Origin of the sequence: Streptomyces sp. NPDC050508 (assembly GCF_040655155.1) — a bacterium.
Classification (GTDB): domain Bacteria; phylum Actinomycetota; class Actinomycetes; order Streptomycetales; family Streptomycetaceae; genus Streptomyces.
The window spans coordinates 122,571-135,692 of sequence record NZ_JBFAJJ010000019.1; the positions used below are offsets into that span (position 1 = coordinate 122,571).

The 13,122-nt window shown below is 71.1% G+C and carries 11 protein-coding genes; 9 read left to right on the plus strand and 2 right to left on the minus strand.

Going from position 1 to position 13,122, the window contains the following annotated elements:
• The first annotated feature begins 95 nt into the window (after positions 1 to 95).
• A complete protein-coding gene (locus AB0I69_RS39645; protein ID WP_363100620.1) occupies positions 96 to 1,319 on the plus strand; it encodes an MFS transporter in 1,224 nt (407 codons plus the stop codon).
• Between the two features lie 131 nt (positions 1,320 to 1,450).
• On the plus strand, positions 1,451 to 3,841 hold the full coding sequence (locus AB0I69_RS39650) for an excinuclease ABC subunit UvrA (protein ID WP_363100621.1): 2,391 nt from the start codon (positions 1,451 to 1,453) through the stop codon (positions 3,839 to 3,841).
• Between the two features lie 44 nt (positions 3,842 to 3,885).
• Here AB0I69_RS39650 and AB0I69_RS39655 read toward each other — a convergent pair whose 3' ends face one another.
• Entirely contained in the window at positions 3,886 to 5,994 is a 2,109-nt protein-coding gene (locus tag AB0I69_RS39655) for a bifunctional serine/threonine-protein kinase/ABC transporter substrate-binding protein (RefSeq protein WP_363100622.1), read from the minus strand.
• A 174-nt stretch (positions 5,995 to 6,168) separates the two neighbouring features.
• Here AB0I69_RS39655 and AB0I69_RS39660 point away from each other — a divergent pair, with 174 nt between their 5' ends.
• The 7 genes from AB0I69_RS39660 to AB0I69_RS39690 all read left to right on the plus strand — a co-directional run bounded on the left by AB0I69_RS39660 (position 6,169) and on the right by AB0I69_RS39690 (position 12,524).
• The gene (locus AB0I69_RS39660; protein ID WP_363100623.1) at positions 6,169 to 6,699 is read left to right on the plus strand and encodes a type 1 glutamine amidotransferase domain-containing protein; all 531 of its coding nucleotides are present in this window, start codon (positions 6,169 to 6,171) and stop codon (positions 6,697 to 6,699) included.
• 154 nt (positions 6,700 to 6,853) lie between these two features.
• Complete coding sequence (locus AB0I69_RS39665; protein ID WP_363100624.1) at positions 6,854 to 7,912, plus strand: alpha/beta hydrolase; 1,059 nt, start codon at positions 6,854 to 6,856, stop codon at positions 7,910 to 7,912.
• Between the two features lie 100 nt (positions 7,913 to 8,012).
• Positions 8,013 to 8,630, plus strand: a complete 618-nt coding sequence (locus AB0I69_RS39670) for a VOC family protein (protein ID WP_363100625.1) — start codon at positions 8,013 to 8,015, stop codon at positions 8,628 to 8,630.
• 65 nt (positions 8,631 to 8,695) lie between these two features.
• The gene (locus AB0I69_RS39675) at positions 8,696 to 9,400 is read left to right on the plus strand and encodes an SDR family NAD(P)-dependent oxidoreductase (protein ID WP_363100626.1); all 705 of its coding nucleotides are present in this window, start codon (positions 8,696 to 8,698) and stop codon (positions 9,398 to 9,400) included.
• A gap of 85 nt (positions 9,401 to 9,485) precedes the next feature.
• Entirely contained in the window at positions 9,486 to 10,868 is a 1,383-nt protein-coding gene (locus tag AB0I69_RS39680; RefSeq protein WP_363100627.1) for an NAD(P)/FAD-dependent oxidoreductase, read from the plus strand.
• Positions 10,865 to 11,665, plus strand: a complete 801-nt coding sequence (locus AB0I69_RS39685; RefSeq protein ID WP_363100628.1) for a DUF4331 family protein — start codon at positions 10,865 to 10,867, stop codon at positions 11,663 to 11,665. Before AB0I69_RS39680 ends, AB0I69_RS39685 begins: the two co-directional genes overlap by 4 nt.
• A 148-nt stretch (positions 11,666 to 11,813) precedes the next feature.
• A complete protein-coding gene (locus AB0I69_RS39690; protein ID WP_363100629.1) occupies positions 11,814 to 12,524 on the plus strand; it encodes an SDR family oxidoreductase in 711 nt (236 codons plus the stop codon).
• 41 nt (positions 12,525 to 12,565) lie between these two features.
• On the opposite strand, the gene AB0I69_RS39695 is transcribed toward AB0I69_RS39690, so the two are convergent.
• A complete protein-coding gene (locus AB0I69_RS39695; RefSeq protein ID WP_363100630.1) occupies positions 12,566 to 12,925 on the minus strand; it encodes a metalloregulator ArsR/SmtB family transcription factor in 360 nt (119 codons plus the stop codon).
• Positions 12,926 to 13,122: the final 197 nt, after the last annotated feature.

Consider the following 13,122-nt stretch of genomic DNA (forward strand, 5'->3'; position numbering starts at 1 on the left):
CCGTGGAACTGCCGGGAACCAGTTTAAGTGGTGCCACGGGGCCGACTCTCCTGCTACCTTCACCAGAACCAGTCAAACCGGTTCTCGCGTGAGGTGTGTCCGTGCCCCGCTGGGTGATCCTCGTCCTGTCCCTCGCCTGCGGTGTGGGCGTGTCGACCATCTACTTCCCACAGGCGATCAGCTCGCTCGTCGCCGCCGACCTGGGCGTCTCCACCGGCTCGGCCGCCCTCGTCGTCACGGCGGCCCAGTTCGGGTACGCGACCGGGATCTTCCTCCTCGTCCCCCTCGGCGACCGGCTCCCGCACCGCCCCCTGATCGTCACCCTGCTCACGCTCACCGCCGCCGGACTGCTCGCCGCGAGTGCCGCGCCCTCGCTCCCGCTGCTCGTCGCCGCCAGCGCGGTCACCGGCGTGACGACCGTCGTGCCCCAGATCATCATCCCGATGACCGCCGGACTCGTACCCGCCGAACGCCGCGGAGCCGTCACCGGCACCCTGCTCAGCGGCCTGATCGGCGGCATCCTCCTGGCCCGCACCTTCAGCGGCACCCTCGGCGAACGGCTCGGCTGGCGGGCGCCGTACCTCGTGGCCGCGGTGGTCGTCCTGGCCCTGGCCGCGATCCTCTCCCGGGTCACCCCGGACACCACCCCGACCACGCAACACGGCTACCCGTCCCTGATAGCCGCGCCGCTACGGCTCCTGCGCACCGAACCCGACCTGCGCCGCTCCTGCCTCTACCAGGCCACCGTCTTCGCCGGCTTCAGCGCCGCCTGGACCACGCTCACCCTGCTCGTCACCGGACCGACGTACGGCATGGGCGCCCAGGCGGTGGGAGTCCTCGGGCTGGTCGGCGCGGCCAGCATGTTCAGCACCCCGCTCGCCGGCCGCCTGGCCGACCGCAGGGGCCCCGACACGGTCAGCCTCCTCGCCATGCTCGGCACGATCGCCTCGGCGGCCGTGCTCGTACCTGCCTACAGGGGCGGCACCACCGGCCTGCTGGCACTGGCCGCGGGCATGCTGCTGCTCGACATGGCCGTCCAGTCCGGCCAGGTCGCCAACCAGGCCCGCATCTTCGCGCTACGGCCCGAGGCCCGCGCCCGTATCAACACCGCGTACATGACCTGCGCGTTCCTCGGCGGCAGCGCGGGTTCCTGGCTCGGCGTGCGCACCTACGACCGGTTCGGCTGGAGAGGTGTGACAGGCCTGGTCGCCGCGCTGGCCGTGGTGGCACTGGGCCGTCACCTGCGCCACGCGCAGCACGGAAGTAGGCGAGCGGACCGGTCAGGATTCGAGAAGCGCGAGTCCACGCGCCTCCCCTAGCGTGACTGCCGTGGACGTCACCGCGTATCGACGCCGGAAGCGGACGTACCGCTCGAAGCTTGGTTAGATCGAGCCGGGCGATGTCCGCCGGACGACTGTCGGCGGCCCGGCACAGACGGAGGGAACGCACGATGAGCAAGGCCACGAGGACGGACACGCAGCCATCCGAGCTGCACGCTGCCGACAGCCACGACCTGATCCGCGTGCACGGTGCGCGCGAGAACAACCTCAAGGACGTCAGCATCGAGATCCCGAAGCGTCGGCTCACGGTGTTCACCGGTGTCTCCGGCTCGGGCAAGAGCTCGCTCGTGTTCGACACGATCGCGGCCGAGTCGCAGCGGCTGATCAACGAGACGTACAGCGCCTTCGTGCAGGGCTTCATGCCGACGCTGGCACGGCCCGAGGTCGACGTCCTCGACGGGCTGACCACCGCGATCATCGTCGACCAGCAGCGGCTGGGCGCCGACCCCCGCTCCACGGTCGGCACCGCCACCGACGCCAACGCCATGCTGCGCATCCTCTTCAGCCGACTCGGCACACCGCACATCGGCTCGCCCAAGGCGTTCTCCTTCAACGTCGCCTCGATGAGCGGCGCGGGCGCGGTCACCATGGAACGCGGCGGCCAGAAGGTCAAGGAACGCCGCAGCTTCAGCATCACCGGCGGTATGTGTGCGCGCTGCGAGGGCCGCGGTTCGGTCACCGACCTCGACCTCACCCAGCTCTACGACGACTCCAAGTCCCTTGCCGAGGGCGCGATCACCGTGCCCGGCTACACGGGCGGTGGCTGGAACTCCCGGCTCTACATCGAGTCGGGCTTCTTCGACCCGGACAAGCCGATCAGCAAGTTCACGAAGAAGGAACTGCAGGACTTCCTCCACCGCGAGCCGACCAGGATGAAGATCGCGGGCATCAACATGACCTACGAAGGCCTGATCCCGCGGATCCAGAAGTCGATGCTCGCCAAGGACCGGGAGGGCATGCAGCCGCACATCCGCGAGTTCGTGGACCGGGCCGTCACCTTCACCACCTGCCCCGACTGCGACGGCACCCGCCTCAACGAGGGCGCCCGCTCCTCGAAGATCAAGGGCCTCAGCATCGCGGACGCCTGCGCGATGCAGATCAGCGACCTGGCCGAGTGGGTCCGAGGCCTCGCCGAGCCGTCGGTCGCGCCGCTGCTGACGGCGTTGCGGCAGGCCCTCGACTCGTTCGTCGAGATCGGCCTCGGCTATCTCTCGCTGAACCGGCCGGCCGGCACGCTGTCGGGCGGTGAGGCGCAGCGCGTCAAGATGATCCGGCACCTCGGTTCCTCCCTCACCGACGTCACGTACGTCTTCGACGAGCCGACGATCGGCCTGCACCCGCACGACATCCAGCGCATGAACGACCTGCTGCTGCGCCTGCGCGACAAGGGCAACACGGTGCTCGTCGTGGAGCACAAGCCGGAGACCATCGCCATCGCCGACCACATCGTCGACCTCGGCCCCGGCGCCGGTACGGCGGGCGGCACCGTCTGCTTCGAGGGCACCGTCGAGGGACTGCGCACCGGCGGCACCATCACCGGCCGGCACTTCGACGACCGGGCATCCCTCAAGGAGTCGACACGGAAGCCCACCGGCGCGCTGGAGATCCGCGGCGCCGCGACGAACAACCTCCAGGACGTCGACGTCGACATCCCGCTCGGGGTGCTCGCCGTCATCACCGGTGTCGCGGGCTCCGGCAAGAGCTCACTCGTGCACGGGTCGATCCCGGCCGGCGAGAACGTGGTCTCCGTCGACCAGGGCGCCATCCGCGGCTCACGCCGGAGCAACCCGGCGACGTACACCGGACTCCTCGAACCGATCCGCAAGGCGTTCGCCAAGGCCAACGGCGTGAAGCCGGCCCTGTTCAGCGCCAACTCCGAGGGCGCGTGCCCCACCTGCAACGGCGCCGGCGTCATCTACACCGACCTGGCGATGATGGCGGGCGTGGCCACCACCTGCGAGGACTGCGACGGGAAGCGGTTCGACGCGTCGGTGCTGGAGTACCACTTCGGTGGCCGTGACATCAGCGAGGTGCTCGCGATGTCGGTGACCGAGGCCGAGGAGTTCTTCGGCGCGGGCGAGGCGGCCACACCTGCCGCGCACCGGATCCTGACCCGCCTCTCCGACGTCGGCCTCGGCTACCTCAGCCTCGGCCAGCCGCTCACCACCCTCTCCGGCGGCGAACGCCAACGCCTCAAGCTGGCCACCCACATGTCGGAGAAGGGCGGCGTCTACGTCCTCGACGAGCCGACCGCCGGCCTCCACCTCGCCGACGTGGAGCAACTCCTCGGCCTGCTCGACCGGTTGGTCGACTCCGGCAAGTCGGTCATCGTCGTGGAACACCACCAGGCGGTCATGGCCCACGCCGACTGGATCATCGACCTCGGCCCCGGCGCCGGACACGACGGCGGCAAGATCGTCTTCGAGGGGACACCGGCCGACCTCGTCGACGCCCGCTCGACACTCACGGGGGAGCACCTGGCGGCGTACGTCGGCGCGTGAAAGTCGTGCAACTCCCTTGCACTCAAAGGGAGTTGCACGACGGCTTACGTCTTCTTGCCGATGTCGGCGGACCGCGCCACGAAGCGGGCGGTTCCGCCGGTCACCCGGAAGAGGAACTCTCCGCCGTCCTCGCCGGGCTGGAAGAACTGCGTGGAGGCATCAAAGCTCATGAGGCGGGTGATGCCCTGCCAGGGGCGGCGCAGGAGTTCCGAGCGCAGGGCGCCGCGGCCGTCGTCGCCGACGGAGGCGAGGCCGTGGGCGGCGAACCGGACGGCGTCGTACGCCTCGGCCGCCCAGGGACCCGGCGCGCGTCCGTGGCGGGCACGGAACGCGGTGGCGAACGTCTTCGTACGGGAGTCGGCGCTCGCGTCGGTGTAGCCCGTAGCGATCCTCCAGTCCTCGCCGACGGCGAGGAAGGGGGCGCCGAGGACGTGCTCGCCCGCGACCCGGGCGCCCCGGTGGCCCGCGTCCCGCAACGCGCGGGCGCAGGCGGCGGCGCGGTCGGGGCTCACCCCGCCGAAGAAGACGGCGTCGCGGGGGCGGGCGGCGATACGGCGGGCGGCCCCGGTGAAGTCCTCGTCCGCGGCTACCTCCTCCACCGTCGTCCCGCCGTCGAGCACGCCGTTGACGGTGATGATGCGGACCGTGGCCAGACTCTCCACCTCGGTGGCCAGGTCGTGCACGACCACCGTGCGGGCGGGTTCGACGACCCGGTTCAGATAGATCACCGCCGCGAGCGGGCCGACGATCCGGGTGGTGCGCAGCACGAGGGCGGTGGTGGTGTTGACGACGTCCATGGCCTCGGTGTCGGCACGGGTGACGAGCACGGTCAGCCGGGCCTTCGCGCACGGGGCGAAGGCAGCGGGCACGGCCGCGCTCGTGCCCGCGGCGATCACCACGGAGACGTCCGGGTCGGCGGCCAGCCGGGCGGCCGCCGCGGCGGAGCCCTTCGCGGTGCCGCCGTCGTCGGCGGTACGCAGTACGAGGTCGATGGTGCGTCGTGCGTCCCGGTTGTGCTGCTCCACGGCCAGGACGGCGCCGCGCTTGTGGTCGGTGAAGTAGGGATCGTTCGGGCTGCCGAGCAGCGTGACCACGTGGCGGTCGCGCCGTACCGAGCCGGTGTTCGCCGACGCGGCCGACCGGCCCCACTCCCACCACGCGCCCGCCCCGGTCGCGGCGGTGACACCGAGCGCGGCCCCCGCGACGAGCAGGCGCCGCCGGGTGGGCGAGGGCGGCGCGTCCACGGGGGAGGGCCCGGCGAGCAGGGTGGGGTCGGGAACGGGCAGGTCGAGGACGCGTGCGGCACGGGCGGCGACCAGGGCGGGCAGCCCTTCGGGCAGCCACTCGTCCACGTCGAACTCGCCGAAGATGCCGAGGAGTTCACGGGCGCTCGGGCGCCGCTCCGGTTCCTTCGCCAGACATCGTCGTACGGTCCGGCCGAGGCTTTCCGGGATGCCGTCCAGGTCCGGTTCCTCCCCGACGGTCCGGTACAGCACGGCTGCGGCGCCGCCGGTGCCGAACGGGGGCCGGCCGGTGGCCGTGTGGGCGAGGACGCAGCCGAGCGAGAAGACGTCGCTCGGCGGACCCACGGTGTGCCCGCGGGCCTGTTCGGGGGAGAGGTAGCCGGGGGAGCCCACGACGGAGCCGTCCGTGGTGAGCGCGGTCGCGCCGACAGCCCGCGCGATCCCGAAGTCGATCAGCCGCGGCCCGTCCGCGGCCAGCAGCACGTTCGCGGGCTTGACGTCGCGGTGGACCAGCCCGGCCGCGTGCACCCCGCCCAGTGCCTCGGCCAGTACGGCACCGAGGCTGCGCAGTTGCCCCTCGGGCCAGGGTCCGTACAGCGCGACAGCCTCGGCGAGGGACGGGCCGGGCACATAGGCGGTGGCCAGCCATGGGGAGCGGGCGTCGGCGTCGGCCGCGACGACCGGCACGGTCCACCGGCTGGTGAGACGCGACGCCAGCTCGGCCTCGCGGCGGAAGCGCGCGCGGAAGCCGGGGTCGTCCGCGTACTCGGCACGGATCACCTTCAGCGCGCACCACGCGCCGTGCGGCGAGCGCGCCAGGTAGACGACGCCCATGCCGCCCGCACCGAGCCGCCCGGCGAGCCGGTGCCCGCCGATCGCGGACGGATCGGCGGGCAGGAGCCGTTCCACGGCAGCCGCCTCCGTTCCGCAGTCGTTCCGCCCGCAGGCCCCGGCCCTTCGTCAGCCCTGGCTCTGTGCCGCGCGATTCAGATCGCCGAGCGATCCCAGTTGCCGGAACCGCCCGCCGCGGACCACGTGGACGTACGTCTCGTCCGCCCAACCCGTCGAGCTGTTGTCGTACTGGTGGAAGTCGCCGAAGGCCTGCGCCCCTCCATGGCGGGCGGTGAGCAGGGAGCCCTCGACCTGGAGGAGATCATCCGGTCGTCGGAAGTGATGCAGCGCCCGCTCCAGTTGTCGGACGTCCGCCTTGAGGACTACGACGCCGTGTACGTGCCCGGCGGCCACGGACCGATGGCCGACCTGGCGTCGGACGCCGACGTGGGCCGGATACTCACGGCGCAGCTCGCTTCGGGCAAGCCGCTCGCGATCGTGTGCCACGGCCCCTCCGCGATCCTGGCCACCAGGATCCACGGCGCGTCGCCCTTCAAGGGCTACCGGATGACGTGCTTCACCAACGAGGAGGAGGAAGGGGTCGGCCTGGCCTCCAGGGTCACGTGGCTGCTGGAGACGGAGCTGAAGGACAAGATCGGCGTCGAGTTCAGCCGTGGCGAGATCTGGAAGCCGTACATGGGGGAGGACCGTAACCTCATCACCGGGCAGAACCCGGACTCGGCGGCGGTCCTGGGGGAGCGGCTGCTGGAGTTGCTGAAGTAGCGCCCGCACGTATGACTGGTGCCCGGGCGGGAGGCTGTACCTCCCACACGTTAGGAAACCGGTCGTGGCGCCCGGGCCGACCGGCAGCGGAACCTGATCAAGGCCGCCCTCCGGAGGGCGGCACTCCGGCATCCTCACAGGCGGGACGGTTCACATGATCGACAGGCGAGCTCTCGGGAAGACCATCGGCGCGGGGACTGCGGCCGCCTCTCTGGCGGGATGGTTCAGCTCGTCACCCGCGTCCGCCGCGACGGCCACTCCCTCCGTTCCTTCCGGGAGCACGCCGTCAACTGCCGGGCGGACGACGGGCCGTACGTCCTTCGAATCGCTGAAGCAGGTCAGGGCCGGTGAGCTGAACATCGGCTACGCGGAGGTCGGTCCGGCGAAGGGCCCGGTGGTCGTCCTGCTGCACGGATGGCCGTACGACATCCACAGCTATGTCGACGTCGCGCCACTTCTGGCCGCCGAGGGGTACCGGGTGATCGTGCCCTACCTGCGGGGCTACGGCACCACGACGTTCCGTTCGGCGAAGACCTTCCGCAACGGCCAGCAGGCCGTGGTCGCCGTGGACATCATCGCCCTGCTGGACGCCCTGCGGATCGAGAAGGCACTGCTCGGCGGCTTCGACTGGGGTGCGCGGACGGCCGACATCATCGCGGCGCTGTGGCCCCAGCGTTGCAAGGCGTTGGTCTCGGTGACCGGCTACCTCGTCACCAACCGGGAGAAGAACAAGCAACCACTGCCTCCGGCCGCCGAGTTGGCGTGGTGGTACCAGTACTACTTCGCCACCGAGCGGGGGGAATTGGGCCTGGCCCAGTACGGGCACGACTTCGCCAAACTGATCTGGCACAACGTCTCCCCGACCTGGCAGTTCGACGACGCCACCTTCGACCGCACCGCGAAGGCCTTCGAGAACCCCGACTATGTCGGCATCGTGATCCACAACTACCGCTGGCGACTGGGCCTCGCGGCGGGCGACCCCCGCTACGACGGCATCGAGACCAAGCTCGCCGCGGGCCCGGCCATCGCCGTGCCCACGATCACCCTCGACGGCGAGCTGGATCCCTTCACTCCGGCGGGCGACGGGAGCGCGTACCGCGCCAAGTTCACCGGCCCGTACGACCACCGGGCCCTCGACGGCATCGGGCACAACGTGTCCCAGGAGGCCCCGGAGGCGTTCGCGCAGGCCGTCCTGGACGCCGACCGCCTCTGATCCCGACCCCGTGGACCAGTGGGACTCCCTGGCGCGAACCGGAGCCGTAGGGGCGAACCTGGTGGTGTCGGCAGTTCGTCCGAGAGCGGAGGCGCACCCCATGGACATGAAGCTCGAAGTCGTCGTGGTGCCGGTCGGGGACGTGGACCGAGCCAAGAACTTCTACACGGCGCTGGGCTGGCGGCTCGACGCCGACGTCCCCACCGACGAGAACTTCCGGGTGGTGCAGATGACCCCGCCGGGCTCCCCGGCATCGGTCATCTTCGGCACCTCGGTCACCGCACAGACACCGGGCTCGGCCCAGGGCCTGCACCTGATCGTGGCCGACATCGATGCCGCCCACGACGAGCTCAAGCGGCTCGGCGCCGACCCGAGCGACGTGTTCCACGACGAGGGCGGAGTCTTCCACCACGCCGGAACCGACGCCCGCGTGCCCGGCCCGGACCCGAAACGCAGCAGCTACGGCTCGTTCCTGTCGTTCAGCGACCCGGACGGCAACGGCTGGATCCTGCAGGAGATCACCACCCGGCTCCCCGGCCGCCTGGATCCCGCGGCCACGACGTTCGCCTCGGCCGAGGACCTGGCGAGCGCACTGCGCCGCGCCGCGGCGGCCCACGGCGAGCACGAGGCGCGCACCGGCGCGGAGGACCCGGACTGGCCCGACTGGTACGCCCAGTACATGGTGCGCGAGCAGGCCGGTACCGAGCTGCCGTCGTGAGCGGGTCCGACTCGTCGGCGCCGGCGCGGTAACACTCAGTCCCCGCGTGAGGAAGTGAGAGCGTCATGTCCGAGAAACCGCTGGCCGGAGCCGTCGCACTCGTCACCGGTGCCAGCAGCGGCATCGGTGCCGCCACCGCGCGCCGGCCGGCCGAGGAGGGTGCGGCGGTGGCGCTCGTCGCACGGCGTCGCGACCGGCTGGACCGGCTCGCCCTGGACATCACGCAGCTGGGCGGCCGGGCGCACGTCGTCGAGGCCGACATCAGCGAGCCCGAGCAGGCGTACCAGGCGGTCCAGGACACGCTCGGGGAGCTGGAGCGGCTCGACATCCTGGTCAACAACGCCGGGATCATGCTGCTCGGCACCGCCCTGCACAGCGCGATCGAGGAGTGGGACCGGATGGTCTCGCTCAACGTGGCCGCGCTGCTCCACGTGACCCACGCCGCCGTCCCCTACCTGATCGACGCGGCCACCACCTCCCCGCGACAGGTCGCCGACATCGTCAACGTCGGCTCGACGGCCGGACGCGTCACCCGCCCCGGGAGCAGCGTCTACAACCTGACGAAATTCGGCCTGAACGGCTTCACCGAATCCCTGCGCCAGGAACTGCTCGTGGAACGGGTACGGGTCGCCGTGGTCGAACCCGGCACCGTACGGACGGAGTTGGTGGACCATCTCGGCGAGGCCACCCGGAGGCGGCCCTCCGACAGGTCAGCGGCATCGAGCCGCTGCGGGCCGAGGACGTCGCGGATGCGATCGGCTACATCGTGACCAGGGAGCGGCGGGTCGCCGTCAACGAGATGCTGGTACGCGCCGGTGACCATACGTGGTAGCCGCAGGTGAGGAGGACGGACGCATGAGTCATGACCACGACCACGACCACGACTACGACTACGACTACGACGTCATCGTGATCGGCGGTGGCTCGCCCGGCGAGCACTGCGCCGGCGCCCTGGCCGAAGGCGGTCTGCGGGTCGCCCTGGTGGAACGCGAGCTGGTCGGCGGGGAGTGTTCGTACTGGGCGTGCATCCCGTCGAAGACGCTGCTGCGCCCCGGCGAGGCCGTGCACGGCGCACGCGAGGCCGCGGCGAGCGCCCAGGTCGACGTCCAACAGGCCCTGGCCTGGCGGGACTTCATGGTGTCGGACTACTCCGACGCCGGGCAGGAACGCTGGCTGGCCGACACCGGCATCGCCCTGCTGCGCGGCACCGGCCGCCTGGCGGGACCGGGCGTCGTGGAGGTGGCCGGAGCCCGCCACACCGCCGAGCACGTCGTCGTGGCCACGGGCGCGGCACCGATCATCCCGCCGGTCCCGGGCCTGTCCGAACTGACAGGCGTGTGGACCAACCGCGAGGCGACGGGCATGAAGACGATCCCGCGCCGGCTGATCGTGCTCGGTGCCGGACCCGTCGGCGTGGAGATGGCCCAGGCCGTCCGCCGCCTCGGAGGCGAGGTGGTCCTCACGGCCCACGGCCGGTACGTCCTGCCCCGCGAGCCCCAGCCGCTGGGCGAGGCACTCGGCGAGGTGCTGCGCCGCGACGGCGTCGAGCTCGTACTCGGCCCACGGACGGTCTCCGCCGAGCGCGCGGGCGAGGACTACGTCCTGACGCTCGACGACGGCCAGGAACTGCGCGGCGACCACCTCCTCGTCGCCACCGGACGCCGTCCGCGCGTCGACGACCTCGGCCTCGACACGGTGGGCGTGAAGGCCGACAAGCACGGCATTCCCGTCGACTCCCGCCTGCGTGCCGCCGAGCGGCTCTGGGTGGTCGGCGACGCGACAGGCCTCTGGATGCTCACCCACGTCGGCAAGTACCAGGGCGAGGTCGTCGCCGCCAACATCCTCGGCGAACCCCGCGAGGCCGACTACACGGCCGTACCCCGCGTGGTCTACACCGACCCGCAGGCGGCGTCGGTGGGCGCAGGCGAGGCACGGTTCAGTGCCACCGTGCCGATCTCCGGGGTGGCCAAGACCGCGGCCTACACCCGCGCCTACGCCGACGCCAACGGTTTCCTCACCCTGCTCAGCGACGGCCGGGTCGTCACCGGTGCCCACGCCCTCGGCCCGGAAGCGGGGGAGTGGCTGCAACAGGCGACCCTCGCCGTCCGCGCCCGCATCCCGCTGGACGTGCTCCGGGACACGATCCAGCCGTTCCCCACGTTCTCGGAGATCTACGTCGCCGCGCTCAAGGACCTGCACGAGCAGATCGGGGCCGCGGCGGGCGAGGCCCCGGCATGACGCGCTACCGCACGCTGAAGGTCGACGACCTGGAGATCTTGAGCGCGACCCCGCCGTTCCTGATGAGCGCGGAACTGCACCCCGACGCCGTGTACCGCATCAACATCGACAACGACGGGGACAACCAGGCCGACGCCGCCTTCTCGTTCGTGTTCACGGATGCGGGCGACGGCAGGCAGACAGCCACGGCCTACTACGCCACCGGCGCCGACGCCCGCAGGGCCGAGCCGACCGGTGAGGTGCTCGCCAGTGCCGTACCGGTCGGCTTCGACGCGTCGGCACGGCCCGTCGAGGCGGGGCGCTGCCGGTTGTTCACCGGCGTACGCAGCGATCCGTTCTTCGCCGACACCGAAGGCGCCCTGCACGGCTTCGCGTGGACGGGAGAGGACGCCTTCGGCGACAAGGACGTGCAGTGCATCGCGCTGGAAGTGCCCGACGACATGCTCGGACCGGATTCGGCGATCCAGCTGTGGGCGACCGTCAGCGTGCGCCGCGACGGCGCGCTCGTGCAGGTGGACCGCGGTGGGCATCCGACGATCAACCCGTTCATCAATCCCGACTACGCCAAGGACGCGTACAACGCCGGGCAACCGGCCGACGACGTGGCGACGTACCTCGTGCCGTGGACGAAAATCCTTGAGGGGAACGGCTGTCCGCCCGCCGAGGCGAGCGCGACGGCCGCCACCGTCCTCCCGGACGTCCTGCGCTACGACCGCGACAGGCCCGCCGTCCATCCCAACGGGCGTGGTCTCACCGACGACGTCTTCATCGCCCGGATGTCCTTCCTGACCAACTGAAAGGTCACCTCGGGAGGGGGGCCGCCGCACGACGACCTGCTGCCCGATTTCCCCCACCTCGGCCCTCCGCACAGGTAGTCATGCCCCACCCGAGCGGGACCGGCCGACAAGACCGGTCCACATCGTCACCACCCAGAGGGCCACCACCATGGACACTCCCGTCAAGAAGGTCGCCGTCATCACCGGCGCGTCCCAGGGCATCGGCGCCGGCCTGGTCGAGGCGTACCGAAAACTCGGCTATGCCGTCGTCGCGACCTCACGCGGCATCACGCCCTCCGAGGACCCGGACGTTCTCACCGTCCAGGGCGACATCACCGATCCGGCCACGGCCGAACGCGTCGCCGCCGCCGCGATCGAGCGGTTCGGCCGGATCGACACCCTCGTCAACAACGCGGGCCTCTACCTCGCCAAGCCGTTCACCGACTACTCCCGGGAGGAGTACGAGACGGTCGTCGGCGTCAACCTGACCGGCTTCTTCCACATCACCCAGCTCGCCGTCCGGCAGATGCTTCGCCAGGGCACCGGCCACCTCGTCCAGATCAGCACCAGCCTCGCCGATCACGCGAACTCCGCGATCCCCGCGGTGCTCGCCTCCCTGACCAAGGGCGGGCTGCAGTCCGCCACCAAGGCGCTGGCGATCGAGTACGCCTCCCGCGGCATCCGCAGCAACGCGGTCGCGCTGGGCGTCATCCGAACTCCCATGCACCCGGAGACAGCCGCGAGTCTCGCCGCGCTGCACCCGCTCGGGCGGATGGGCGAGGTCGGTGACGTCGTCGACGCGATCGTCTTCCTGGAGACCGCGCCCTTCGTGACCGGCGAGCTGCTCCATGTCGACGGCGGCCAGAGCGCAGGTCACTGAACAACCGTCGTACCGCTGCTGGGGTGTTGGCCGGGCTCCCGTCATCTGGGTGTGGGCACCGGTTGCTCGGGGGCGTCCGCCTGCTGGAGTTCGGCGAGGATCTGGTTCTGTCCGGTGAGGAGCTCGGTGAGGATGCGGCGAGCGGCACGCAGGAGTTCGGCGACGTCCCCGCCGGCGAGTGCGTAGCGGACGGTGGAACCCTCCCGCATCGACACGACGATGCCGGAGCGGCGCAGGACGGCCAACTGCTGCGACAGACTGGACGGCTCGATCTCGATGTCGGCGAGCAGGTCCCGTACGGACACCGGCCCGTGCTGGAGGAGTTCCAGCACCCTGATGCGTACGGGGTGCCCGAGCATGCGGAAGAACTCCGCCTTGACCTGGTAGAGGGGGACCTGCATGGATGCTCGCTCCTTGCCGGGTGATGGGGACGCGGCTGCCGGGATGTGGCGGTACCCGAGGGTGCCGCCACATCCCGGGCCGCCCTCGGGTACCGATCCTTCACGCTGCGGACCTCGTGCGACCGCACTATGTGACCTTGCTGATGTGGTGAGTTGAAGAAGTCTTCACATCATGGGCAGGCGTGGTTCCCGCGTTT

Coding starts and splice junctions, on each gene's coding strand:
- AB0I69_RS39650 (WP_363100621.1), top strand. CDS start 1,451: ATGAGCAAGGCCACGAGGACGGACACGCAGCCATCCGAGCTGCACGCT.
- AB0I69_RS39690 (WP_363100629.1), top strand. CDS start 11,814: ATGGACACTCCCGTCAAGAAGGTCGCCGTCATCACCGGCGCGTCCCAG.
- AB0I69_RS39685 (WP_363100628.1), top strand. CDS start 10,865: ATGACGCGCTACCGCACGCTGAAGGTCGACGACCTGGAGATCTTGAGC.
- AB0I69_RS39670 (WP_363100625.1), top strand. CDS start 8,013: ATGGACATGAAGCTCGAAGTCGTCGTGGTGCCGGTCGGGGACGTGGAC.
- AB0I69_RS39680 (WP_363100627.1), top strand. CDS start 9,486: ATGAGTCATGACCACGACCACGACCACGACTACGACTACGACTACGAC.
- AB0I69_RS39675 (WP_363100626.1), top strand. CDS start 8,696: ATGTCCGAGAAACCGCTGGCCGGAGCCGTCGCACTCGTCACCGGTGCC.
- AB0I69_RS39695 (WP_363100630.1), bottom strand. CDS start 12,925: ATGCAGGTCCCCCTCTACCAGGTCAAGGCGGAGTTCTTCCGCATGCTC.
- AB0I69_RS39665 (WP_363100624.1), top strand. CDS start 6,854: ATGATCGACAGGCGAGCTCTCGGGAAGACCATCGGCGCGGGGACTGCG.